This is a genomic window from Pseudenemella bisphenolivorans (genome assembly GCF_051133435.1).
In the GTDB taxonomy this organism is placed as follows: domain Bacteria; phylum Actinomycetota; class Actinomycetes; order Propionibacteriales; family Propionibacteriaceae; genus JAAYAO01.
Map to the genome: position 1 here is coordinate 64,263 of NZ_JBPGNY010000002.1, position 24,080 is coordinate 88,342.

The 24,080-nt window shown below is 66.9% G+C and carries 23 protein-coding genes and 1 tRNA gene; 14 read left to right on the forward strand and 10 right to left on the reverse strand.

Features of this window, described 5'->3' with window-relative positions:
- The first annotated feature begins 49 nt into the window (after window positions 1-49).
- Window positions 50-517 carry a phage holin family protein gene (locus ACR4XW_RS05165; RefSeq protein ID WP_434759469.1) on the forward strand — a complete coding sequence of 156 codons (468 nt, stop codon included), beginning with the start codon at window positions 50-52 and terminating at the stop codon, window positions 515-517.
- 25 nt (window positions 518-542) lie between these two features.
- On the opposite strand, the gene ACR4XW_RS05170 is transcribed toward ACR4XW_RS05165, so the two are convergent.
- The 3 genes from ACR4XW_RS05170 to nth all read right to left on the reverse strand — a co-directional run bounded on the left by ACR4XW_RS05170 (window position 543) and on the right by nth (window position 2,616).
- Complete coding sequence (locus tag ACR4XW_RS05170; RefSeq protein WP_434759470.1) at window positions 543-1,211, reverse strand: NUDIX hydrolase; 669 nt, start codon at window positions 1,209-1,211, stop codon at window positions 543-545.
- Window positions 1,212-1,279: 68 nt separating this feature from the next.
- Complete coding sequence (locus tag ACR4XW_RS05175) at window positions 1,280-1,912, reverse strand: TlpA family protein disulfide reductase (protein ID WP_434759471.1); 633 nt, start codon at window positions 1,910-1,912, stop codon at window positions 1,280-1,282.
- A complete protein-coding gene (nth, locus tag ACR4XW_RS05180; protein ID WP_434759472.1) occupies window positions 1,909-2,616 on the reverse strand; it encodes an endonuclease III in 708 nt (235 codons plus the stop codon). Before nth ends, ACR4XW_RS05175 begins: the two co-directional genes overlap by 4 nt.
- 90 nt (window positions 2,617-2,706) lie before the next feature.
- Here nth and ACR4XW_RS05185 point away from each other — a divergent pair, with 90 nt between their 5' ends.
- The 10 genes from ACR4XW_RS05185 to ACR4XW_RS05230 all read left to right on the forward strand — a co-directional run bounded on the left by ACR4XW_RS05185 (window position 2,707) and on the right by ACR4XW_RS05230 (window position 12,825).
- Entirely contained in the window at window positions 2,707-3,384 is a 678-nt protein-coding gene (locus ACR4XW_RS05185) for a Crp/Fnr family transcriptional regulator (RefSeq protein ID WP_434759473.1), read from the forward strand.
- A 66-nt stretch (window positions 3,385-3,450) separates the two neighbouring features.
- The gene (sp36, locus tag ACR4XW_RS05190; protein ID WP_434759474.1) at window positions 3,451-3,609 is read left to right on the forward strand and encodes a Sp36 family protein; all 159 of its coding nucleotides are present in this window, start codon (window positions 3,451-3,453) and stop codon (window positions 3,607-3,609) included.
- Complete coding sequence (locus ACR4XW_RS05195) at window positions 3,609-4,070, forward strand: RidA family protein (protein ID WP_434759475.1); 462 nt, start codon at window positions 3,609-3,611, stop codon at window positions 4,068-4,070. The genes sp36 and ACR4XW_RS05195 overlap by 1 nt, the downstream gene beginning before the upstream one ends.
- Before the next feature lie 2 nt (window positions 4,071-4,072).
- Window positions 4,073-4,744, forward strand: coding sequence for an NUDIX hydrolase (locus ACR4XW_RS05200; RefSeq protein WP_434759476.1), 672 nt, complete (start codon window positions 4,073-4,075; stop codon window positions 4,742-4,744).
- Window positions 4,741-5,592: an MBL fold metallo-hydrolase gene (locus tag ACR4XW_RS05205; RefSeq protein WP_434759477.1), complete on the forward strand. Its 852-nt coding sequence runs from the start codon at window positions 4,741-4,743 to the stop codon at window positions 5,590-5,592. The genes ACR4XW_RS05200 and ACR4XW_RS05205 overlap by 4 nt, the downstream gene beginning before the upstream one ends.
- 42 nt (window positions 5,593-5,634) lie before the next feature.
- A complete protein-coding gene (gene bagA / locus ACR4XW_RS05210; RefSeq protein WP_434759478.1) occupies window positions 5,635-6,609 on the forward strand; it encodes an ATPase BagA in 975 nt (324 codons plus the stop codon).
- A complete protein-coding gene (bagB, locus tag ACR4XW_RS05215) occupies window positions 6,606-7,754 on the forward strand; it encodes an ArsA family ATPase (protein ID WP_434759479.1) in 1,149 nt (382 codons plus the stop codon). The genes bagA and bagB overlap by 4 nt, the downstream gene beginning before the upstream one ends.
- A gap of 100 nt (window positions 7,755-7,854) precedes the next feature.
- Window positions 7,855-10,338 (forward strand): transglycosylase domain-containing protein, encoded by a 2,484-nt coding sequence (locus ACR4XW_RS05220; protein WP_434759480.1) that lies wholly within the window; start codon window positions 7,855-7,857, stop codon window positions 10,336-10,338.
- The gene (locus ACR4XW_RS05225; RefSeq protein WP_434759481.1) at window positions 10,335-11,267 is read left to right on the forward strand and encodes a metallophosphoesterase; all 933 of its coding nucleotides are present in this window, start codon (window positions 10,335-10,337) and stop codon (window positions 11,265-11,267) included. The genes ACR4XW_RS05220 and ACR4XW_RS05225 overlap by 4 nt, the downstream gene beginning before the upstream one ends.
- A gap of 55 nt (window positions 11,268-11,322) precedes the next feature.
- Entirely contained in the window at window positions 11,323-12,825 is a 1,503-nt protein-coding gene (locus ACR4XW_RS05230; RefSeq protein ID WP_434759482.1) for a threonine/serine exporter family protein, read from the forward strand.
- A 75-nt stretch (window positions 12,826-12,900) separates the two neighbouring features.
- Here the strand turns inward: ACR4XW_RS05230 and ACR4XW_RS05235 are convergent.
- Window positions 12,901-12,977 (reverse strand) — tRNA-Pro (locus ACR4XW_RS05235).
- A gap of 175 nt (window positions 12,978-13,152) precedes the next feature.
- On the opposite strand from ACR4XW_RS05235, the gene ACR4XW_RS05240 reads away from it, so the two are divergent.
- Window positions 13,153-15,501, forward strand: coding sequence for an arylsulfatase (locus tag ACR4XW_RS05240; protein WP_434759483.1), 2,349 nt, complete (start codon window positions 13,153-13,155; stop codon window positions 15,499-15,501).
- 65 nt (window positions 15,502-15,566) lie between these two features.
- Here the strand turns inward: ACR4XW_RS05240 and ACR4XW_RS05245 are convergent, their stop codons facing one another.
- Window positions 15,567-16,205, reverse strand: a complete 639-nt coding sequence (locus ACR4XW_RS05245) for a hypothetical protein (RefSeq protein ID WP_434759484.1) — start codon at window positions 16,203-16,205, stop codon at window positions 15,567-15,569.
- A gap of 143 nt (window positions 16,206-16,348) precedes the next feature.
- Between ACR4XW_RS05245 and ACR4XW_RS05250 the strand changes: the two genes are divergently transcribed.
- Complete coding sequence (locus ACR4XW_RS05250) at window positions 16,349-17,770, forward strand: serine hydrolase (protein WP_434759485.1); 1,422 nt, start codon at window positions 16,349-16,351, stop codon at window positions 17,768-17,770.
- Window positions 17,771-17,852: 82 nt separating this feature from the next.
- Window positions 17,853-19,118 (forward strand): aspartate kinase, encoded by a 1,266-nt coding sequence (locus ACR4XW_RS05255; RefSeq protein ID WP_434759486.1) that lies wholly within the window; start codon window positions 17,853-17,855, stop codon window positions 19,116-19,118.
- A 2-nt stretch (window positions 19,119-19,120) separates the two neighbouring features.
- Here the strand turns inward: ACR4XW_RS05255 and rbsK are convergent, their stop codons facing one another.
- The 5 genes from rbsK to ACR4XW_RS05280 form a co-directional block, all read right to left on the reverse strand.
- Window positions 19,121-20,026: a ribokinase gene (gene rbsK, locus ACR4XW_RS05260; protein WP_434759487.1), complete on the reverse strand. Its 906-nt coding sequence runs from the start codon at window positions 20,024-20,026 to the stop codon at window positions 19,121-19,123.
- Window positions 20,023-21,048, reverse strand: coding sequence for an aldose 1-epimerase family protein (locus tag ACR4XW_RS05265; protein ID WP_434759488.1), 1,026 nt, complete (start codon window positions 21,046-21,048; stop codon window positions 20,023-20,025). Before ACR4XW_RS05265 ends, rbsK begins: the two co-directional genes overlap by 4 nt.
- Window positions 21,045-22,397: an L-fucose:H+ symporter permease gene (gene fucP / locus ACR4XW_RS05270; RefSeq protein ID WP_434759489.1), complete on the reverse strand. Its 1,353-nt coding sequence runs from the start codon at window positions 22,395-22,397 to the stop codon at window positions 21,045-21,047. The genes ACR4XW_RS05265 and fucP overlap by 4 nt, the downstream gene beginning before the upstream one ends.
- Window positions 22,391-23,050, reverse strand: coding sequence for a deoxyribose-phosphate aldolase (gene deoC, locus ACR4XW_RS05275; RefSeq protein WP_434759490.1), 660 nt, complete (start codon window positions 23,048-23,050; stop codon window positions 22,391-22,393). The genes fucP and deoC overlap by 7 nt, the downstream gene beginning before the upstream one ends.
- An 84-nt stretch (window positions 23,051-23,134) precedes the next feature.
- On the reverse strand, window positions 23,135-24,073 hold the full coding sequence (locus tag ACR4XW_RS05280; RefSeq protein WP_434759491.1) for a sugar-binding transcriptional regulator: 939 nt from the start codon (window positions 24,071-24,073) through the stop codon (window positions 23,135-23,137).
- Window positions 24,074-24,080: the final 7 nt, after the last annotated feature.

Sequence of the window (24,080 nt, forward strand, 5' to 3'; positions counted from 1 at the left end):
GTGTGCACTAGGCTTCGAAGGACATAGCGACATTGGCGAGGAGACTTCCATGGCGGACCAGATCGGCGACATCATCAAGAACATCACCGATGACGTCAAAGTGGTGGTGGCCGGCGAGTTGGAACTCGCCAAGCAGGAATTGGGCCGTTCGGCGAAGAAGGCCGGGGTCGGCGGCGGCATGTTCGCCGGGGCTGCGGTCTTCGCTCTCACCGCCCTGGTGCTGCTGATCTGGGCCGGCTCCTTCGGCTTCGGCATCATGTGGCGCGAGCTCTTCGACTTCTCCACCCTGCTGTCGGTGCTGCTCGGCTTCGTCACGATGGCGGTACTGGGTCTGCTGATCGCGGGCATTCTGGCGCTGATCGGCAAGTCGCAGGTGTCCAAGGCCAAGGCGCCGGAGAAGACCATCGCCCAGGCTCAGGCCACCGTGGCGGCCGCCAAACAGGCGGTGACCCTGGGTGGGGAGCAGGTACAGGCCGAGTTGGCCGCCCGCGAGCAGGGCAAGCAGCTGGCCCGCTGAACCGGCAACCGTTGACGGGCGGGTTTCAGTGTTCGTCGACCCGCGAGTTGGGGTGAAAACCGATCCCGAACCGGGGCGGTACCTCGACGAAGGCTTTCGTGTCCCAGGGCTGTGACCAGGCGGCCAGATCCAACAAGGCATCGAGCAGGTGGGCGGTCAGCCCCCAGATGAACAACTCACCCAGGTTGAACGCCGGACCCCAGGCGCTCGGGTTGTACAGCACGTTGGCCCGGCGTTGGGGTTCGACCAGGTCGGCCACCCGAATCCGGTGCACCGCGGCGACCTCCCCGGGGTCGGCCGGGTAGACCGGCCCGGGTTCGCGCCACCACCCCACCACACAGGTGACGTCGAAACCGCTGTTGCTGACATGGGCGGCCGGTAGTGCTCCCAACACTTCGACCGAGGACGGGTCGACCGCGGTTTCCTCCTCGGCCTCGCGCAGAGCGGTGTGAATCGGGTCGGGGTCGTGCTCCTCGGCCCGTCCGCCGGGAAAGGCGACCTGGCCGGCATGTTTGCGCAGCAGGGACGATTTTTCGATGAACAACAGGTCGGGCCCGGCGTCTTCCTCGGCGATCAGGGCCAGTACCGAGGCCTGCGCGCCACCCCGCGGCGGTCGTTCGGCCATCACCCCGGTGAGCGCGACAGGTTCCGCCAACCGGGCGGCCAGCGTACTCAGCGAATCGGGCAAGGGCATGGGCAGACTTTAGCCCTTGTGCCCGAACTGTGCCCGGCTCGTTTCCACCGCCCGGCCGGCGGGACGGGTCACTGCGGCAGGTGCCGGTCGAGCGTTTCGAGTACCTGTTCGGTGGAGGTGAACGGCCCGACGTGCACGTGCACGATGCGTCCCTCGGCGTCGACCAGGAAACTCTGCGGCGGCCCGATCACCCGCATCTCGGGGGCGATCCGCTTGTCGGGGTCGACCACCTGCGGCCAGCCCCACCCGGCCTGTCCGGCGAAGTCGACCGCGGCCGCCGGCTCGGGATCATCGAAATCGATGCCCAGCACCTGCACGTCCGGACGGGCCTGGGCCGCCTCGGCCAGGAAAGGTGCTTCGGTACGGCAGGGCCCACACCATTGGGCCCAGACGTTGATCAGCATCGGCTCACCGCGCAGACCGGCCAACCGCACCTGTGAGTCTCCGCCGAGGCAGTCCAGGGTGAGATCGGGCAACCCCTCGGGGTGTGCGGCGACCTCGGGGTCACTTGCCGGGCAGTCGTCGATTCCAGCGGCCCGGCGTCGCTCCACCAGGTCACCGTCGCCGGTGGTGGCGGTCGGGCGCCGATCGGCGCTCGGCTCCCCGACCGGCTGCACCGGGGTGGTCGAGGCGCAACCGGCCAACACCACCAGGGCAACCACCACCGCGGCCAACCGCACGGCGACATTGCGTGCGGTCATGCCCGTGGCTCCCGCACCAGCTTGCCGGCCTTCACCGGGTCGATCTCCCCTTCGCCGTAGGCCGGGCAGAGTCGGGCCAGGGGGCAGGCTCCGCAGGCCGGGTTGCGGGCGTGGCACCGGCGGCGGCCGTGCCAGATCACCCGGTGGCTGAGCATCGTCCAATCACGTTTGGGAAACAGATCCCCGACCTGGTGTTCGATCTTCACCGGGTCGTCGGCGGTGGCCCACTGCCAGCGGCGCACCAGCCGGGCGAAGTGGGTGTCGACGGTGATGCCCGGCACGTCGAAGGCATTGCCCAGCACCACGTTGGCGGTCTTGCGGCCCACCCCGGGCAGCTTCACCAGGTCGGCGAGTCGGTGCGGCACCCGTCCGCCGTGGTGCTCGGTGAGCGCGGCCGCGGTACCGATGATGGTGCCGGTCTTGGCCCGGTAAAAGCCCAAGGGATGCAGCAATTCCTCGACCTCGGCCACCTCGGCACCGGCCAGGGACGGGGCGTCCGGCCAGCGCCGGAACAGTTCCGGGGTGACCGCATTGACCCGCTTGTCGGTGGTCTGGGCCGACAGGATCGTCGCGATCAGCAGTTCGAAGGGTGATCCGAAGTCCAGTTCGCAGCGCGCCTCGGGGTACAGCTCGGCGAGCATCCGGTGCATCCGGCGGGCTCGCCGCACCAGGGCCAGCGGCGGGCGGGCAACAGTTTCGGACATGGGGTTAGCTTAGGCGTCTCGGGCACCGGGCTGGGTGCGCGAAGATACCAAGCGGTAATGTGATGCAACACATACTCCAGGAGGCGAGCCGTGGACCCGGACGTATTGAAGCAAGCACCTCTGTTCAACGGTTTGGACACCGAAGAGGCCAGCACCCTGGCCGCTGCCATGACGACGATTCGGCTGCACCGGGGCGCCGTACTGTTCCACGAGGGCGATGTCGGCGACCAGTTGTATGTGGTGGTCGACGGCAAGATGAAACTGGGCCGGGTGGGCACCGCCGGACGGGAGAACCTGATGGCCGTCCTCGGCCCCGGGCAGATGTTCGGCGAGCTGTCGGTCTTCGACCCCGGCCCGCGCTCCACCACCGCCACCGCGGTGACCAGTTGCAAACTGCGCTGCCTGGAGCACGCCGAGTTGGAGAAGTGGCTGTCGAACCGTCCCCAGGTCGCCCTGGGCCTGCTCGGCCAGTTGGCCAAGCGGCTGCGGCGCACCAACGACGTGGTCGCCGACCTGGTCTTCTCCGATGTGCCCGGACGGGTCGCCAAGGCCCTGCTGGACCTGTCGGAACGCTTCGGCGAACCGCGTGCCGAGGCGGTCGTGGTGCACCACGACCTGACCCAGGAAGAACTCGCCCAACTGGTCGGTGCGTCCCGGGAGACCGTCAACAAGGCCCTGGCCGATTTCGCCGCCCGCGGCTGGATTCGGCTGGAACCGCGCTCGGTCACCCTGCTCGACCTCGATCGGTTGGAGAAGCGCGCCCGCTGAGGCCGGTTCCACTTATCGGTGAGAACCGGTCGGCGTTGATGCCCACCGGCATCTAAGGTGGGCGCCATGACCAAGTGGGAATACGCAACCGCGCCGGTACTGGTACACGCCACCAAGCAGATCCTGGACAACTGGGGGCAGGACGGCTGGGAGTTGGTGCAGATCGTGCCCGGCCCCAACCCCGAGAATCTCGTCGCCTACTTCAAACGACCGCTGGCCCAGTGATGAGCGCCCCCAGCGAGCGTCTGCGCGGCCTCGGGCTCACCCTGCCCCCGGTCGCCGCCCCGGTGGCGGACTACGTGCCGGCGGTGCGCACCGGCAACCTGGTGTACACCTCCGGCCAGTTGCCCTTCGTCGGGGGCGAACTGCCCACCACCGGCAAGGTCGGTGACGCGGTGACCCTGGACGAGGCCGTCCAGCAGGCCCGCGATGCCACCTTGAATGCGCTCGCTGCGGCCGCCGAGCAGGCCGGTGGCCTGGATGCGATCACCCGGGTGCTGAAGCTGACCGTCTACGTCGCCTCCTCACCGTTCTTCACCGAACAACCCAAGGTCGCCAACGGCGCGTCCCTGTTGCTCGGGGAGATCTTCGGAGCCGACGGCGAGCACGCGCGCAGCGCGGTCGGGGTGGCCGCACTGCCGCTGGATGCGGCGGTGGAGCTCGAGCTGTTGGTGGAGGTGAACTGATTGTGGCGTCGCACTCCCACGACGTCCTGCGTCATGTGCCGCGGGTGATCACCAATGCCGGTACCGCCCCGCCGAAGATGAGCGATTGGGTGAAGATCACCGAGGGGGTCACCCCGCGCGATGCCGCCACCGTGATCCTCTTCGACGCCGACGGCCCCGACGCCAAGGTGTGGCTGATGATGCGCCACGGCAAGATGAAGTTCGCCCCGAACCGGGTGGTCTTTCCCGGGGGCGCGGTCGACCCGATCGACCGGGAGTCCCCCGACCCGATCCGCGCGGCCGCGGTGCGCGAGTTGGCCGAGGAGGCCGATGTGCACCTCGGCCCCGATGACCTGTGGTTGTGGGCCCGGTGGATCACCCCGGTGTTCGAGGCCCGCCGCTACGACACCTGGTTCTTCATCGCCCGTCTGCCCGAGGGGCAACAGGCCCGCGACGTCTCCGGCGAGGCCGACCGCGCCGACTGGCTGCGTCCGGCCGAGGCCCTGGCGGCCCACGAGGCCGGGGTGATCCAGTTGCTGGCCCCCACCTGGTCGGTGCTCAAGGAGATGGCCGATCTGCGCAGTTTCGACGCGGTGGTGGCCGCAGCCACCGACCGGATCGTCGAACCGGTGCTCGGCGAGATCCGGCTGGTCGACGACCGGTACGAATGGTTCTACCCCGGAGACAAGGAATGAGCAGCTTCGCCTGGCCCGACACCCAGCCCCCCGGCGAGTTGGGACCCAAGCACATCCTGGCCCCGAACCCCGGCCCGATGTCGCTGGACGGCACCAACACCTGGCTGCTGCCGACCGACGGCGGCATGATCGTGGTCGACCCGGGCCCCGACGATCCCGATCACCTCACCGCGATCGTCGAGTTGGCCGGCACGGTCGAGGAAATCTGGGTGACCCACCGTCACATCGACCACATCGAAGCCACCGGTCCGTTGGCGAACCGCACCGGCAATCCCCCGATTCGGGCCTTCGATCCCGAACTGTGCGTCGGTGAACCCCTGGGCGCCGACGACGAGATCAACCTGGGCAATGGTGCCGCGCTGCGGGTGCTGCACATTCCCGGGCACACCGACGACTCGATCGGTTTTCTGCACACCGCCCCCGGCGAGCCCGCCCGGCTGATGACCGGCGACATGGTGCTGGGCCGCGGCACCACCGTGATCGTGCCGCCGGACGGCAACCTGACCAGCTATTTCGCGTCCCTCGACCTGATGGAACAGGTCTGCCTCGACCACGAGGTCACCGAACTGCTGCCGGGTCACGCCCCGGTGCTGACCGACCCGGTCGGGGTGCTGCGGTACTACCGCAACCACCGCACCGAACGGCTCGCCCAGATCCGCGAGGCGGTGCAGGCCGGCCACCGCACCCCCGACGCGGTGGTCGAGCACGTCTACGACGACGCCCCCGCGAATGTGAAGTTCGCCGCCCGGCTGTCGTCCATCGCCCAGCTGTATCACCTGCGGGAGACCGAGGGGATGGAGGTCGAACTGACCGCCGCGGAGCTCGCCCACCCCTACCCCGATTGGTGACCGGTCGCCCACCAGTTGTCGACACGCGGTAACTTGGCCCTCATGACCGCCGGCCAACTTTCGGGGCATGCCCTGCATATCGTCAGCGGCAAGGGAGGCACCGGTAAGACCACGGTTGCCGCCGCCCTGGCCTGCGCGCTGGCCACCGCCGGCCGCCGGGTGCTGTTGTGCGAGGTCGAAGACCGCCACGCGGTATCGGAACTTTTCGAGGTACCCCGGCTCGCACCGGCCACCGAACCCCTGCTGCTGCGCACCTCGTCCGGTGGTGCAGTGCACGGCCTGTCGATCGACGCCCGCTCGGCCCTGCTCGAATACCTGGACAAGTTCTACAAGCTCGGCCTGGCCGGCAAGGCCCTCGACAAGTTCGGGGTCTACGACTTCGCCACCTCGATCGCCCCCGGGCTGCGCGATGTGCTGCTCACCGGCAAGGTTTACGAGGCGGTCCGCCGCAAACTCAAGAACCGTCGCAATGCCTACGACGCGGTGGTGCTGGACGCACCGCCGACCGGGCGGATCGGGGCCTTCCTGAACGTCCACCAGGCCGTCGCCGGACTGGCCAAGATGGGCCCGATCCACAACCAGGCCGACTCGATCATCCGACTGTTCCGCTCCGAACACACCGTGGTGCACCTGGTCACCCTGCTGCAGGACATGCCCGTCACCGAGACCCGGGAAGCGGTCGCCGAGCTGTCCGACACCGGCATCACCGTCGGGTCGGTGATCTGCAACCGGATCACCGAGCTGCCCCTACCGGCCGACCAGATCGTCCGGGCCGCCGCCCGCGAGCTTCCGGTCGAGGTGCCCGGCCTGGGGGCGGACGAGAATGCCGCCCTCGCCGAGGAACTGGCCTTCGACGCCGCCTGGTGGGCGAACGAACAAGCCTGTCGCACCCAGTTGGAGGAACTCCGGCTGCCGCTGATCGAACTGCCCGACGACCCGGCCGGGGTCGACCGGGCCACCCTGTTCACCCTCGCCGACGCACTGGCCCGGCAAATGCCCGGGGAGGTGGGCCGATGAAACGCGACGTGCGCGGTGACCTGCCCCGGCTGGACGTGGACGCCCTGTTGGCCGACACCAGCAAACGCATCGTGATCTGCTGTGGCTCGGGTGGGGTCGGCAAGACCACCGTGTCGGCGTCCCTGGCGGTGCGCGCCGCCGAGGCCGGACGCAAGGTGGTGGTGCTCACCATCGATCCGGCCAAACGGCTCGCCCAGTCGCTGGGGATCGGCGAGTTGGACAACACCCCTCGTCCGGTGGAGTCGATCGACACCTCCCGGGGTGGCTCGCTGGACGCGATGATGCTCGATATGAAGCGCACCTTCGACGATGTGGTGCTGGCCCATTCCAGCCCCGAGAAGGCGCAGCAGATCTTCGCCAACCCCTTCTACGAGGCGCTGTCGACGTCCTTCTCCGGCACCCAGGAGTACATGGCGATGGAGAAGCTCGGCCAACTGCACCGCCAGTCGGAGCAAACCGGCCGGTGGGACCTGATCGTGGTGGACACCCCGCCGTCGCGGTCGGCGCTGGACTTTCTGGATGCCCCCGAACACCTCAGCAACCTGCTGGACGGCAAGATGCTGCGGCTGTTCCTGATGCCGGCCCGCGGGCCGATGAAGCTGATGAGCGTCGGGGTGAACCTGGTGGTCGGGGCGATGTCGAAGGTGCTGGGCGGGCAACTGTTGCGTGATGTGCAGACCTTCGTGTCGGCCTTCGAGGCCCTCTTCGGCGGTTTCCGGCAGCGGGCGGAGCAGACCCTGGCCACCCTGGCCTCGGATTGGACGACCTTCCTGGTGGTGGCCGCGCCCGAACGCGATGCCCTGCGCGAGGCGTCCTTCTTCGTCGACCGGCTGGCCGGGGAACGAATGCCGCTGGCCGGCATGATCCTGAACCGGGTGCACACCTCCAAGGTGGCCGATCTGTCGGCCGAACGGTCCTTCGCGCTGGCCGAGGATCTCGACGGCGGCGGCCACGAGATCGAGGTGGTGGCGCTGCGTCGCCATGCCGCCCGCGAGCAGATGATGCGCCGCGAACGGGAGTTGGTGGCCCGCTTCGCCACCAAACACGCCGGGGCCCCCACCGCCCGCGCCTTCGCCCTGGAGTCGGATGTGACCAGTGTCGAGACACTGCGCACGGTGGGCGAGCAATTGGCCGGCGACGGGTAGTCGCGCCTATCGCGGAGGCGAGATTTCGTCCAGTCGGACACGCCAGTTTCCGGGTGTTTCGATTGGGGAATGACCACCGGCGTCACGTACTCTGGAGCCCATGCGCGCGAAACGACTGGGAACAATCGGGTCCTCAGCCATCTCCTTCGTCGTGGTCAGCGTCCTGTTGGGCCTGGTCTCGGCGGCACTTCTGCTTCCGGTGACGCTGGTGGCGAGTTCGGCCACCAAGGCGACGGCCAATGGTCTGTCGAACCTGCCCGCGGAGCTCAAGACGCCGCCGCAGATGGAACGGTCGAAGGTGTTGGCCGCCGACGGTACCGAGCTGGCGATCTTCTATGACGAGAACCGGATCTACGTCGGGTTGGACCAGATCTCCCCGATGATGCGGCAAGCCCAGATCGCCATTGAGGACCACCGCTTCTACGAACACGGCGCGCTCGACCTGAAGGCGACCTTGCGCGCGCTGGTGCGCAACACCTCGGGTGGCTCCACCCAGGGTGGTTCGAGTATCACCCAGCAGTACGTGAAGATGGCGCTGGTCGAGAAGGCGATCGCCGAGGGCGACAAGGAAGCGGTCAAGCAGGCGACCGAAACCACCTACGCGCGCAAGATTCAAGAGCTTCGCTACGCGATCGCGGTCGAGGAGCAGTTCTCCAAGGACGAGATCCTCGAGCGTTACCTCAACATCGCTTACTACGGTGACGGCACCTACGGTGTGCAGGCCGCCGCGATGCATTACTTCGGTACCACCGCCGACAAGCTGACCATCGATCAGTCGGCGATGCTGGCGGGCCTGGTGCAGAGCCCCGACTCGGTGAACCCGGTGGCCAACCCGCGCGCGGCCATCGAACGCCGCAATGTGGTGCTGAGCCGGATGGCCGAGGTCGGCGTGATCAGCGAGGAGCAGGCCGAGCAGGCCAAGGCCGTCAAGTGGGACCCGTCCAAGGTCTCCCCCACCCGCAACGGCTGTGTCGGCACCGAGTTCCCCTTCCTGTGTGACTACGTGCGCCGCACTCTGCTGAACACCGAAAGCCTCGGTGCCACCCCGCAGGACCGGGAGAAGATGCTGAACCGTGGTGGTCTGGTCGTGAAGACCCGGATCGACCCGGCCGCCCAGCGCGAGGCCGAGAAGTCGGTGGCCAAGATCGTCGGCCCGGACGACCCGGCTCTGGGTGTGCTGGTGATGATGCAGCCCGGTACCGGCCTGATCACCGCGATGGCGCAGTCGCGTCCGCAGATGGGCACCGGCAAGGGTCAGACCTTCTACAACTACGCCGCTTCCTCGTCGATGGGTGGGGCCGAGGGTTACCAGGCCGGATCGACCTTCAAGGCGGTCACCCTGGCTGCCGCGCTGGAACGCGGTATCCCGATGAGCAAGCAGTTCAACTCCACCTCGCCGCAGAACTTCAAGGGACAGACCTTCACCTCCTGTGACGGCCCGTTCCAGATGGGCAACTGGAAGGTGGCGAACTCCACCCGCAGTGCCGCGATGATGAACATGCGGCAGGCCACCAACTGGTCGGTGAACACCTACTTCGTCCACCTGGTGAAGGCGGCCGGAGTCTGTAACACCATGAAGATGGCCGAGAAGATCGGTGTCGAGCAGTCGATGGGTGGTTCGCTGACCGCCAAGGGTGAGGCCTGCAAGCAGGATCCGCTGGCCTGCCCGTCCTGGTTCCCCTCGGTCACCCTGGGTTCGCTGGACATCACCCCGCTGTCGATGGCCGAGGCCTACAACACCTTCGCCGGACGGGGTAAGCACTGCGAGCCGGTGATCCTGGAATCGATCGCCAAACGCGATGGATCGGCCCTGGAAGTGCCATCGGCCCACTGTGAGCAGGTGATGCCGCCCGAGGTCGCCGACGGTGTGAACGAACTGCTGCAGGGCGTGATGAGCAGCGGTACCGGTACCCGGGTGCGGATTCCGGGTGGTTACCCGCAGGCCGGCAAGACCGGTACCACCGACTCCAACGCCGCCGTGTGGTTCGCCGGGTACACCCCGGAGATGACCGGTGTGGCGATGATCGCGGTCGACAAGACCCACCCGTACTGGAAGGACAAGCGCAAGTCGCTGAAGTACAAGCGGCTGTCGACCGGTGTGTCGCTGGAAGGCTCGGGTTCGGGTGACGCCGGCCGGATCTACACCCCGGCGATGGCCAAGGCGCTCGAGGGCAAGCCGAAGACCAAATTCACCGCGGTCAAGCCCGGCGCCTTCAAGCCGAAGATGGTGAAGGTGCCCGACGTCAGCGGATTGGGCCCGCAGGATGCCCAGATCAAGCTGGAGAACGCCGGCTTCACCGTGATCAAGGTGACCCGCTACCACTCCTCGCGCAAGGGCACCTACCTCGGCATCTCGCCGACCGGCACCGTCGAGGAGTGGGGCAACATCTACATGAGCTTCTCGGCCGGGCCGAAGCCCAAGCCCCCGCCGCCGAAGCCGAAGCCGACGCCCAAGGAAACCAAGAAGCCGGAGCCGAAGGAAACCAAGAAACCGGATCCGAAGGAGTCGAAGGAGCCCAACCCTCCGAAGACACCCGGTGATGGCGGCAACAAGCCGAAGCCGTCCAGCAAACCGACCCCATGACCCGGGAGGCGTCTGCGCGGACGTCCGGGTTCGCCCGCCGGGTCGGTCGGGGAGTTGCCGCACTCGGTGCGATCGGGGCGGCCGGGTTCTCCTGGGGAGTCTGGGAAGCCCGCTGGTTCGAAGTGCGCCGGGTGACCGTGCCGGTGTTGCCGGCCGGTGCCCGTCCGATCCGGATCCTGCACGTCTCCGACATGCACGTGATTCCGCGGCAGCGGCGCAAGCAGGATTTCGTCGCCCGCCTGGCCGGGCTGCAACCCGACTTGGTGATCAACACCGGTGACAATCTCGGCTCGGCCGAGGGCGTCGAGGTCGCGTTGGGCGCTCTGGACCGGTTGTTGGACGTGCCGGGGGTGTTCGTCTTCGGTTCCAACGACTACTACGGGCCGCGGTGGAAGAACCCGTTCAGCTACTTCGGCTCCACCGACGGTCATGAGGTGGACGATCGTCCCGAACTGCCCTGGGACAAGCTGCGCGACACCTTCGTCGCCCGTGGTTGGCACGACCTGAACCACCACAAGGCCGTGCTGGACGTGGCCGGGATGTCGATCGAGTTCCGGGGCACCGATGACGCCCATCTGGGCCGCGATGACTACCTGTCGGTGGCCGGCCCGGTGCCGTCCGAGGTCGACCTCGGCATCGGCGTGACCCACGCTCCCTATGCGCGGGTGGTCGACTCGATGATCGACGACGGTTGTGCTCTGGTGTTCGCCGGTCACACCCACGGCGGGCAGGTGTGCGTGCCGGGATACGGGGCCCTGGTGAGCAACTGTGACCTGCCGCCCGGCCGGGCCGCCGGCCTGTCGGTGCACCCCGGTGCCGGACGCCGCGGCTACCTGCATGTCTCCGGTGGGCTGGGCACCTCTCCGCTCGCGCCGTTCCGATTCGCCTGCCGTCCGTCGGCAACTTTGGTGACTTTGACCACTTCCTGAGCCCCGGGCCCGTCCTCGGATTTGTTCTCGGAAATCGTCATGGCACAGTGGTGCGGTGCCAGATGCAGATGGACTCGATGATTTCCGGGTTCGCGAGCTGAACGCCGAATCCAGCCCCCACCCCGCCCCCGCCCCCCGCGGTCGGTTCCTCGACCGTGCCCGGATGGTTTTCAGGGAGGTCGATCCGCCCACCTGGGGATGGGATCTTCGCGAACACAGCGATGGCGTCGAGCAGGCCCGTTCCCGGATGGTGATCGATCTGGCCATGCGGATCGCCGCCTCCACGATGGCCACCGGCGCCTCGGCCTCGGACGTGACCGCCAACATCCTCACCGTCACCAGGGCCTACGGGCTGCGGTCGGTGCACGTCGATGTGACCTTCACCGCGATCACGGTCACCCATCACCGCGGCCCCTACGAGGACCCGGTGACGATGGTGCGCACCGTGGCCACCCGTACCCCCGACTACACCCGTCTGGCCGAGACCCATGAGCTGATCGACGACATCGCCGCGCACCGGCTCCCCTTGGACGAGGCGCACGACCGATTCAGTCGGATCATGGCCCAGCCGCGGATCTACCGTCGCAGCATCGTCACCCTGGCCTTCGTGTTGATGGCGGCCGGGGTGTGCACCCTGCTGGGCGGGCGTCCGTTGGAAATCGTCGCGGCGATGTTGATCGTGGCCCTGGTCGACCGGGTCTCGCTGCTCACCGCCCGGTTGCGGTTGCCCGCCTTCTTCGCCCAGATCGTCGGCGGTGCCATTCCCACCGCGGTGGCGATGGGCCTGGTGACGGCCCGGGCCTGGGTACCCGATGAGTTGGATGTGTTGCGACCATCCATTCTGGTGGCCACCGGCATCGTGGTGTTGCTGGCCGGTCTCACCGCGGTGGGCGCGGCCCAGGACGCGATCGACGGCTACTACGTGACGGCTTCGGGACGCGCCTTCGAGGTCGTGATTCTCACCCTCGGGATCGTGGTCGGCGTCCTCACCGTGATCACGATCGCCTTCCGGCTTGGGGTGCCCTCGTACATGCTTCCACCAGCCGGAATAGCGCAATCAACCCTCGTCCAGATCATTGCGGTGGCGCTGATCGCCGCCGGTTTCTCCCTCGGCGGCTACTCCGGTCTGCGCACGGTGGCGGTGTCGTGTGCGGTCGCGGTGGTCGGCTGGTTCGGCTACCTGATGGTGGGCCAGCTCGGTTTCGGCACCGTGGCCGCCACCGCCTTCGCCTGCACCGTGGTGGGCCTGCTCACCCACTCGGTGGCCATTCGCCTGGGCGTCCCGGCCCTGGCGGTGACCACCGCCGGCATCGTCGCCTTCCTGCCCGGCAGCATGATCTACCGGGGCCTGTACTACCTGACCGAACCCGACATGGCCACCCTGGCCGGCACCAGTAGTGCGACCCACCTGTGGGGTGCCGCGGCCACCGGATTGGCCATTGCCGGTGGAGTCAGCCTGGGTTCGTACTTCGGCCGACTGGCCGACCGCAACGTGCGGGCCGGAGTCGGCGCTGCGGCCAAGGCTCTGGCCCGCTCGCGGGCCGACAACCGCGAGTGAGTCTTCTCCCTGCCCACGAAGAACGAGCGAGGCCCGAACCCATTTCGGGCCCGGGCCATGCGGATCGAGAAACATTGGTCGGGGTGACAGGATTTGAACCTGCGACCTCATCGTCCCGAACGATGCGCGCTACCAAGCTGCGCCACACCCCGAAGTGCCCGTTTCCGAGCACCGGGCCAGTGTAGTACCAACTTCCCCGTTCCGCACATCGTCCATGTTTCGTGGGCATCGCCCGATCAGCCACCACCCGCCCATCGGGATTTTTAAGGCCAGGGCCTCAATTGTGCCGTTAGCGTTTCGGGCATTCGCTCGTCGAAGGAGTCCCCGATGGATCGCACGATTCTGCCGCTGAACCCCAAGCGCCCCCCGGCCACCACCCCCACCATGGATATGCGTGACCAGGAGCCCTACCCGCTGCCGGAGCGGCCGCTGCCTCCCGAGGGCGCACCCAATGTGCTGGTGATCCTGGTGGACGACATGGGTTTCGCCGCTTCGACGGCCTACGGCGGCCCTTGCCGGATGCCCGCCGCCGAGCGCCTGGCCGAGGACGGACTGCGCTACACCCGCTTCCACACCACCGCCATCTGCGCCCCGACCCGGATGGCCCTGTTGACCGGGCGCAACCATCACAGCGCCGGCATGGGCAACGTTCCCGAGATGGCCACCTCCGCCCCCGGCATGGACGGCATCCGTCCCGACAACATGGCGATGCTGCCGCAGATCCTGTCGAAGAACGGCTATCTCACCGGCGCCTTCGGCAAAATGCACCAGACCCCGCTGTGGGAGATCGGCGAGACCGGCCCCTTCGACCGCTGGCCACTGAACGAGGGCTTCGACCGGTTCTACGGCTTCATCGGTGCCGAGACCAACCAGTTCTACCCCGCGCTGATCGACGGGTTCACCCCGATCGACCCGCCGCGCACGCCCGAAGAGGGCTACCACCTGTCGGAGGACCTGGTCGACCAGGCGTCCGGGTGGATCCAGTCGGTCTCGGAGCTGGAACCCGACCGTCCCTGGTTCACCTACCTCAGCTTCGGCGCCTGCCACGACCCGCTGCAGGTACCCGACTCCTGGCGCGGTCGCTACCGCGACGAGTTCAACCACGGCTGGGCGGCCGAGCGGGAGCGGATCTTCACCCGGCAGAAGGAACTCGGGGTGATCCCGGCCGATGCCGAACTGACCGAGTTCGATTCCGACATCCCCGACTGGGATTCGATGGGTGATACCGAACGCCTCGTCTGCGGGCGGATGATGGAGCTCTACGCCGAGATGGCCGAGCACATGGACGCCCAGGTCGACCGGCTGCTCAACACCATCGAGAAGATGGGCCAGCTCGACAACACCCTGGTGATCTACATCCTGGGCGACAACGGCGCGGCGGCCGAGGGCAGCCTGTACGGCACCCACAACAACCTGGCCAACCTGAACCGGGTACCGATGTCGGTGGAAGAGGTCGCTGCCCGGCTGGACGAGGCCGGTGGCCCGAACACCTTCTCCAACTACCCGTTCGGTTGGGCACTGGCGATGAACACCCCGTACCAGCGGTCGAAGAAGTTCGCCTCGCACTACGGCGGCACCCGCAACGGGATGATCGTGCACTGGCCGAACGGCATCAGCACCGGCGGCGAGTTGCGCCACCAGTGGCATCACGTGGTCGACATCACCCCCACGATCCTGGAGGCCGCCGGGATTCCGCAGCCGAGGGTGGTGGACGGTATCGAGCAGGCCCCGATCGAGGGCACCTCGCTGTTCTACACCTTCGCCGACGCCGACGCCCCCGATCAGCACACCACCCAGTATTTCGAGGTGATGGGCAGTCGCGGTATCTACCAGGACGGATGGACCTGCGTCACCCTGCACCAGCGGATGCCCTGGAGCCCCAACGCCCGCGAGCCGCTCCCCCGGCTCAGCGAGGACGTGTGGGAGCTGTACGACACCAACAGCGACTGGACCCAGGCCCGCAACGTGGCCGACCAGTACCCCGAGAAGGTCGAGCAGATGAAGCAGGCCTTCCTGCTCGAGGCCGCCCGACACAACGTGCTGCCGATGGACGACCGGCTGCACGACCGGTTCCGGGCCGAAGACGCACCGCGTCCGGATCTGTTGGGTCATCGCCGCAGCATCACCCTGCGTCCGACGATGCGTGGGCTGCGGGAGAACTCGGCCCCGAACATCAAGAACAGCAGCTACCTCATGACCGCCCACTTCGAGGTGCCCGAAGCGGGTGCTGACGGCGTGTTGATCGCCCAGGGCGGACGCTTCGCCGGCTGGTCGCTGTACGTCCACGAGGGCAAGGTCTCGTACTGCTACAACCACTGCGGCCGACGCACCTACGTCCGCGCCGCGGAGAAACTGTCGGCCGGGGAGCACACCGCGACCGTGCGCTTCCGTTATGACGGCGGTGGCCCGGGCAAGGGCGGCGATCTGGAACTTCTGGTCGACGACCACGTGGTCGCCACGGGCCGCCTGGAGGGCACGGTGGGCTGGATGTTCAGCCTGGACGAGACCCTCGACATCGGCTGTGACCGGCAATCACCGGTCACCGACGACTACGCCGACCACCCGCGCCGGAACCGCTTCACCGGAATCGTGGATCGGGTGGAGCTGGTCATCGGGGACGATGCGGTTGACGCCGACCCGGCCGAGATCGCCGAGATCATGCTTTCGCGCACCTGAGCGGAACACCCCCTTTGTGACGGCAGTGAGCCGTTGTGCCGACCTGGTGCAACGGCTCACGTCGTTCACACGGGCACGTGTGGGGATTCGTGTTCGGAACTGTGTTCGGACGCGCGACCCCGCAGCACCTTCACCGTCATCATCAGCCCCGCCACCACCAGCACGACACCGCTGAGGAAGCTCGACACGTGGGTGGGCCAGTGCACCATCGCTAGGCGGGTGAACTGCCCCAGGAAGAAGGGCTCGATGATCGCACCGATCGGCACGACGAGGGTGGCCACCACACCGACCCTCCCGGCCCGATGGGCCAACGCCCCGATCAGTCCGAGCGGGGCACCGAAGATCGCTGCGGCGACGAACCAGTACCCGTTGTCCTCGAACCCCGGCTGCGCGACCGGCAACAGCGGACCGCAGGCCTCGGCCAAGCCGTAGTGCACGAACAGGGCCAACTCACCCGCCAACACCCCGGCCACCATGGCCTGCCACCGGTGACGCACCAGCCAGCCGGCCAGCACCAACAGTCCACCCCACACCGTGCCGGAGTTCACCAGGTTGCTCAGGAACGACCGCGCCGTGAGCCAGGCGTCGGCCTGCCCCGACAACTGCTCGTCGGTGGTGATGTTGGTGACCATTGCGAGCACCCCCAGCCCCGCCGCCGCGCACATCGCCACGGCCCACCGCTCCAACCAACCCCAGCTCTCCATACCCGAAACGCTAGGGCTCCCGCCGGGGCGGGCACATCCGTCCGAGGTTCCGATCCCGGGTCCGACCCGAGTCGTAGATCGGCGACGAGGATTACCCGGGCGGGAGTATTCGGAGCTCGCCCGGGACGTGTCAGGATGTCTCCATGGCCGTGCGCAAACTGCTTGCTCTGTTGATGATCGTCCCGTTGTTGGCCCTGGTGGCCTGCTCGGGTGGGTCCGGCGAACCGGAGGGCTCCGAGTCCCCTGCCACCGGCGACACCCCCGCCGCCGGTGAGTCCCCCGGCACCGACGAGACTCCCGACGAATCCCCGGCCCCGTCCCCGGCCTCGATCCCCGACACCCCGGTCGGCAAGGCGGGCAAGTGGGTGATCGAGACCCTGGAGGCCGACTCCGGTCCGACCGCCGACGAGGTCAAGAAGCGTTTCGCGCCGTCCTTCCTCCAGCAAATGCCGGCCGACCAGGTGCCGGGGGTGTTCGACCAACTGCGAGGGCTGCGTCCGTTCACCGTCACCCAGTGGAACGGCACCGACACCCAGGCGGTGGCCCGACTGAGCTCGGATCAGGGCCAGTTCGAGATGCAGATCACTGTGGACGGCAACAACCTGATCGACGCGATGCTCTTCATCCCGGCCGAGGAGGTGCCGGAGGTCAACTCACCCGAGGAGGCCAAGAAGGCGCTCGAGAAGCGGGCGCCGAACAACTCGTTCCTGCTCGCCGACAAGGAGTGCAAGCCGATCGAGGCCAACAACCAGGATTCGGCACTGCCGATGGGATCGATGTTCAAGCTGTACGTCCTGGGGGCGGTGATCTCCGAGGTCGAGAAGGGCAAGATCGGTTGGGACGACCAACTCACCGTCACCGACGAGGTGAAGTCCTTGCCGTCGGGCAAGCTGCAGGACGAGCCGGCCGGCACCAAGGTGACCGTCTCCGAGGCGGCCGAGCTGATGATTTCGGTCAGCGACAACACCGCCACCGACATGTTGATCAACCATGTCGGACGTGAGGCGGTCGAGGCCGAACTGACCGCGATGGGTCACCACCAGCCCGAGATGTTGAAGCCCTTCACAACCACCCGTGAGATCTTCCAGATGGCCGCCGACCCGGAACTGCGCAAGCGCTGGGCCGAGACCACCGGATCGCCGACCGACCCGCATGCCGAGACCAGCGACAAGCAGCGCGAGATCCTCAAGGGCCTGCCCGCGTGGGACCGTCAGTACAACCCGGAGGCGATGTCCAAGCCCTTCTGGGAGGACAGCCTGGAGTGGTACGGCACGGCCACCGACCTGTGCCGGGCGCACCAGAAGCTGCAGGAGCGGGCCAAAACTCCCGCCGGCGAGCCGGTGCGCGACATCCTGAGCAAGAACCCGGGCGTACAACTGGACGATGCCGACTACGTCGGATTCAAGGGGGGTTCCACCCCCGGTTCGATCGGCCTGTCGTACTGGGTGGAGCGCGGTGACGAGGTCAAGGTGCTGATGATGCAGACGACCTCCGACAACCCCGAGACCACGCCGGCCGAGAGCTGGATCGCCGGCTTGGCTCAGCAGGTGCTCGCATTGGGCTGAGACGCCTTGCTAGGAGTACGCATTGGGCCGGGGCCCATGCCAAGGAGTACAGTGACGCCGGGCAAAGACTGAAGGAGGCCCAGTGGCACGCGTCGTGCAGAAATACGGTGGCTCATCGGTCGCCGACGCCGAAAGCATCAAGCGGGTCGCGCGACGGATCGTCGCGACCAAACAGGCCGGCAATGAGGTCGTCGTGGTGATCTCCGCCATGGGTGACACCACCGATGAGCTGATGGATCTGGCCCTGCAGGTCTCCCCCATGCCCGCACCCCGCGAGCTCGACATGCTGCTCACCACCGGCGAGCGGCAGAGCGCTGCACTGTTGGCGATGGCCCTGGCCGACCTCGGTGTGAAGGCCCGCTCCTACACCGGTTCGCAGGCCGGCGTGATCACCACCGAAACCCACGGCAATGCCCGCATCATCGACATCACCCCCGGCCGGGTGATGAGCGCCCTGGACGAGGGTGACATCGTGATCGTGGCCGGCTTCCAAGGGGTCTCCCAGACCACCAAGGACGTCACCACTCTGGGTCGCGGCGCCTCCGACACCACCGCGGTCGCCCTGGCCTCGGCCTGTGGCGCCGACTACTGCGAGATCTACTCCGATGTGGACGGGGTGTTCACCGCCGATCCGCGGATCGTGCCCGGCGCTCGCCAGGTGCCGCGGATCAGCTACGAAGAGATGATGGAGATGGCCGCCTGTGGCGCCAAGATCCTGCATCTGCGGTGCGTGGAGTACGCCCGTCGCGAGCTCGTGCCGGTGCACGTCCGCAGTTCGTTCAGTGACAACCCCGGTACCTGGGTCACCCAGCTCGAGGAAGGATCCCCCATGGAACAGCCGCTGATTTCGGGTGTCGCCCACGACCGGGGCGAGGCGAAGATCACCATCGTCGGGGTGCCCGACCGGGTCGGTGTGGCCGCCAAGATCTTCGAGGTGATCGCCGAGAACGAGATCAACGTCGACATGATCGTGCAGAACGTGTCGAAGATCGACACCTCGCGCACCGATATCTCGTTCACCCTGCCGACCTCCGACGGCCGCAAGGCGACCCAGGCCCTGACCGCCATTCAGGAGGAAGCCGGGTTCCAGGAACTGCTCTACGACGACCAGATCGGCAAGGTGTCGGTGGTCGGTGTCGGGATGCGTTCGCACCCCGGTGTCACCGCCAAGTTCTTCAAGGCCCTGGCCGATGCCGGCATCAACATCGGGATGATCTCCACCTCCGAGATCCGCATCTCGGTGGTGGTCGATGCCCCCGAGGTGGACGTGGCGGTTCGCGCCGCCCACACCGCCTTCGGACTCGACGCCGAGGGCGAAGCGATCGTCTACGCCGGCACCGGCCGCTGACCTCAGGCCCCGGGGTGGGCAACCACCTCGTCGGCATAGGACGTTTGGGTGCCCCGCCGGGTGACACTGTCGGCCGCATAACGGTTGGCCTCGGCCAAGGCCTTGGCGACATCGCCGTGGCTGACCACGGAATGGCTGAAGCATCCGATGAAGGCGTCCCCGGCGCCGGTGGTGTCGACCGCCTTCACCTCCAGGCCACCGACGATCTGCACCTGCCCGTCCGCCAGCCACATCACCCCGCGGCGTCCGAGCGTCACGATGACGTTCGGCACCCCGCTGGCCGCGACCTTCCGGGCGGCGGCCTCGACCTGCTCCAGGGTGTCGACGGGCATTCCGGTCAGCAAGGCCAGCTCGGGTTCGTTCGGCATGAAGTAGGTGCACCGGGCGACCTGGTCGAAGGCCAGGTCCGCGCAGGCCGGTGCCGGATTCAACAGCACCGGAATGTCGTGGCGAACCCCGAAGTCGATCGCGGCGTAGACCGTCTCCAGCGGTACCTCCAACTGCAGCACGATCAGCTTCGCCCGTTTCAGGTCGTCGGCCGCCGCGTCGATGTCGGCCGGGCTCAGCTTGGCGTTGGCGCCCTTGATGATCAGGATCCGGTTGTGGCTGTCCTTGTCGACGAAGATCGGCGCCACCCCGCTGGGGCCCTCGGTGCGCAGCACGTAGCGGGTGTCGATGCCGAAACGCTCGAAGTTGGCCACGGTGTTGTCGGCGAAGATGTCGTCGCCGACCCGGGTCAGCATCAGCACCTCCGAGCCGAGCTTGGCGGCGGCGACGGCCTGGTTCGCACCCTTGCCGCCGCACCCCATCTCGAAATCGGGCGCTTCGACGGTTTCCCCGTCGGCCGGCATCCGGTCGATGTAGGTGATCAGGTCGACCATGTTCGACCCGATAACTGCGATGGTCATGAGTCCTCCTTGACTCCGGTGTCAACGTGGAATGTCCTGGTCGCCCCGGGCGCCAGCTCGATCAGCGTCCCCCGGGCAACCGCCGCGAGGTGTCCCTCGGGCCGGCAGGTCGCCGGCAGACAGAAGGCGGCAACCTGCTGGTCGGGATTCCACAACAGCCACCGAGTGGCGTAGTTGAAGTCTGCCGTAGCGAACTTCGTCGAGTAGGCGTACCCCGCCGGTGAGTGCATCCCGAACTCCACGACCTCGCCGTGCCGAGCCAGGTCGTCGGCGAAGAAGACGATCTCGGGATCGCAGCGGTGCCCCTCGGCCAGTGTCGAGAAGTCCACTTCGCCCCGTTGGATCTCGGCGTTCAGTTCCTCCCACTCCGGGGTCGGCTGCACATGGGCCGGCACGGTGTCGCGCAGGTGGAAGACCTCCTCGTTCATCGATTGGGTGAACCGGGCGTCCTCGACGTAGGCGTAGTTCATGTGGCACATGTACTGCAGCGGCATCGGCTGGTACTTCGACAGGTTCGTCACCGCCATGTCGATGCTCAGCCGCGGCCGGTCGGTGGTGATCGTCACCGAGGGCTTCGCCTCGTAGTGGTGCCCGAATCCCTGGACGTAGTGGTAGACCCCTCCCACGCCGACCTCACCGGGGCGCACATCCAGCCACGCGCGGTCCATCGGCGCACACGGCATCTCACCGTGCAGGGGGTGGGTGTCCTCCGGGGCGGGGCAGCCGTTGCTGAGCAGCCCCGAGTGGAAGGCGAAGCAGCCGTAGGTGTCGACCACGGTGTCCACCGTCCGGGGTTGATCGAACATGTTCAGCATGGTCAGCGAGCGGCCGTCGAACACCACGTCCCAGATCATCTGCCCCAGGTAGGGCAGGACGATGATGTGGCCGCGCTGGTTCTGCAACCGGAGCGCTTCCACCCCGGTGTCGTACCGGAAGGCGGTGACGGTGATGCCGTCGTGTTCGAGGATCGTTCGCGGCCGATCGGTGAAGTAGTCGTGCTCCAAGGCAATCCGGGTGCTCACTTCGCCACCTCCACCGGGGCTTCGGAGGAGTCGATCCGGGGTTTGCGCAACTCCTGCCGGTGGCTGTCCCAGAAGAAGATCAGCACGGCCACGAAGCAGAGCATCGAGACCAGGAAGGAAAGCTGCATCGAACCGGTGCGGTCGGAGACCCAGCCCTGGATGACCGGGATCACCGCGCCGCCGATGATCGACATCACGATCACCGCGCCACCGGTTTCGGTGTGCCGCTTGTCCTTGATCGTGTCGAGGGTGCGGGCGTAGATCGTTGCCCAGCACGGGCCGAACAGGCCGGAGGCGATGATCGCGGCCCAGACCGCGGTCATATTCGGCACCAGCGCCACATAGGCGAGGGTGCCCACACCCAACACCGAGTAGCCGATCAGCACCTTGTTCTCGTTGAACTTCGTCATCAGCAGGTTGGCGATGAACTTGCCGACGAAGAAGGCGACGAAGCTGAAGATCATGAAGGTGGACGCGTTGCGTTCGTTCAGCCCCTCGTCCAGGGTCAGCGCGAGTCGGATGGTGAACGACCAAACCGCGGTCTGCATGCCGACGTAGAGGAACTGGGCGAGGATGCCCTTGCGGAAGTCCTTGTTGCCGGCGAGGTAACGCAGCGTTTCGCCGATCTTCGCCTTGGCGACGTGGGTCGCGTCGGCCAGCGGTTTGCAGGCCGGGTACTTGGTCAGGGCGAAGAGGATCATCACCACGATCAGCACGAAGATGATGTATTTGTACGGCAGCAGGGTCTTCTGCAGCAGTTCGGCCGCGAACACCTTGTGTTGCTCGGGGGTCAGCCCTTCGGCCTGCTTGTGCAGCGATTCACCGTCACCGAAGACCAGGTACTTGCCGAGCAGGATGCCGGCGATCGACCCCAGGGGGTAGAAGGTCTGCGAGATGTTGAGCCGCAGGGTCGAGTTCTTCTTCGGCCCGATCATGGACGAGTAGGTGTTGGCCGAGGTCTCCAGGAAGGACAACCCCAGCGCGATCGCGAACAGGGCGAAGAGGAAGACCCCGTAGGTGGCCATGTTCGAGGCGGGGAAGAACAGCGAGCAGCCGATGATGTAGAACAACAGGCCGATCATGATCGCGATCTTGTAGCTCGACTTCTTGATCACCAGCGAGGCCGGGATCGCGATCAGGAAGTACCCGCCGTAGAAGGCCGACTGCACGAAGGCCGTGGCGAAGTCGCTCAGGGTGAAGACGGTCTTGAACTGGGTGATCAGGATGTCGTTCAGGCTGGCCGCCACACCCCACAGCGGGAACAGGATGGACAGCAGGATGTACTGGAACAGCGGCGTCTTGGTCAGGTAGCCGTTGTCGAGCTGCTCGGCTCCGTGCTTGATCAACATGCCGGTGCCACCTCCCCCAGCAGCGCGGCGCCGGCGCTGGCGCCGATCCGGTTCGCACCGGCGGCCAGGAACTTCTCGAACTGTTCGGGGGTGCGGATACCGCCGGAGGCCTTGACCTGCACCCCGTTGGTGACGGTCTCGCTCATCAGCTTGACCGCTTCGATGGTGGCGCCGCCGGTGGAGAACCCGGTGGACGTCTTCACGAAGGCGACACCCAGGTCGCTGCACAGTTCGCAGGTCTTGACGATCTGCTCGTCGGTCAGCAGGCAGGTCTCGAAGATGACCTTCAGACCCGCGCGACCCTTGACCGCGTCGAGGACGGCTGCGATGTCGGAGCGAACCAGGTCCCAGTCGCCGTCGACGACGGCGCCGATATTGACGACCATGTCGACCTCGATGGCTCCACGCTCAACGGCATCGGCAGCTTCGAAGGCTTTGGTGGCCGAAGTGCTCGCACCATGCGGGAACCCCACCACGGTGCACACCCCCACCTCACTGCCGCGCAGACGATCGGCGGCGTGCGCCACCCAGGTGGGCTGAACACAGACCGTCGCGAACCCGGCGTCCAACGCCTCGTCGATGAGTTTGTCGACCTCAGCCCGCCGCGCATCGGGACGCAACAGCGTGTGGTCGATGAATCCGGCTTTCTTCATTGAAAGACCTCCGTCGTAGATGGCTGGAAACCACGTTACGCCGGTTCGGCACTTTTGTAAAGATCGGATTTTTCCAAATGTTCGCTAATCGACCAATCTGCGTGCGGTGTGGTGATCGGTCACCAGATGGTTCGCGTAGCCGACGGTCAGGGCGGTACGGATCGCCTCGGTCTTGGCCGGCCCACCGGCCACCAGCACCCGATGATCGATGCGCTTGAGATCCTCCAGGGGGATCGCCAGGGTGCGGGCGTCCAGTTCCTCATCGGCCACCCGCCCCTCACTGTCGAAGTACCGCGACAGGATGTCGCCGACCGCGTTGGCCTGCAGTCGCTGCCGCTCGGCCTCGGTGAGGTATCCCAGGTTGAACAGGGTGCTGCTGGAATCCACCCCACCGATGGTGAACACCGCGATCCGGCTGGTGGCGCCGAGTTGCAGCGACTGCCGGATGTGCCGTTCGTTCTCCACGATCGTCTTCACGTCCACCGAGTCGAAGATCACCGGCAGGGGCAGATAGCGCCCGTAGGCGCCGAAGGCCCGGCAGAAGTTCTCGATGATCTCGACATCCTTGGTGTCCTTGCCCGAGTAGGTCAGTCCACCCTTGAGCTGGATCACCTCGACCCCCCGCAACTGCCGTGAGGGCAGGTGGCGGGAGAGTTCGTGGATGGTGTTGCCCCACCCCACGCCGACCAGGTCACCGTCGGCGACCAGGGAGGCCACCACCTCGGCGCCGCGATGGCCGAGATAGCTCAGCACGCCGTGATCGTCATCGACCGGGGTGGCGGCGATGACCACCTCGTCCAAGCTGTAACGGTCGCGCAGGGCGGCCACCAGCTCCCCCTCGGCCTCGCGCGGATCGGTGATGTTGATCGTCACGAAGCCGGCGTCACGGGCATGCTGGATCAGCTTGGAGACCGTGGGACGGGACACCTCGAGGAGTTCGGCGATCCGGGCCTGGGACATCTCGTCGACGTAATACAGTTTCGCCGCCTCGATCGCTTGGACATCGCGCGCACTGACCGCCATCCCGGCT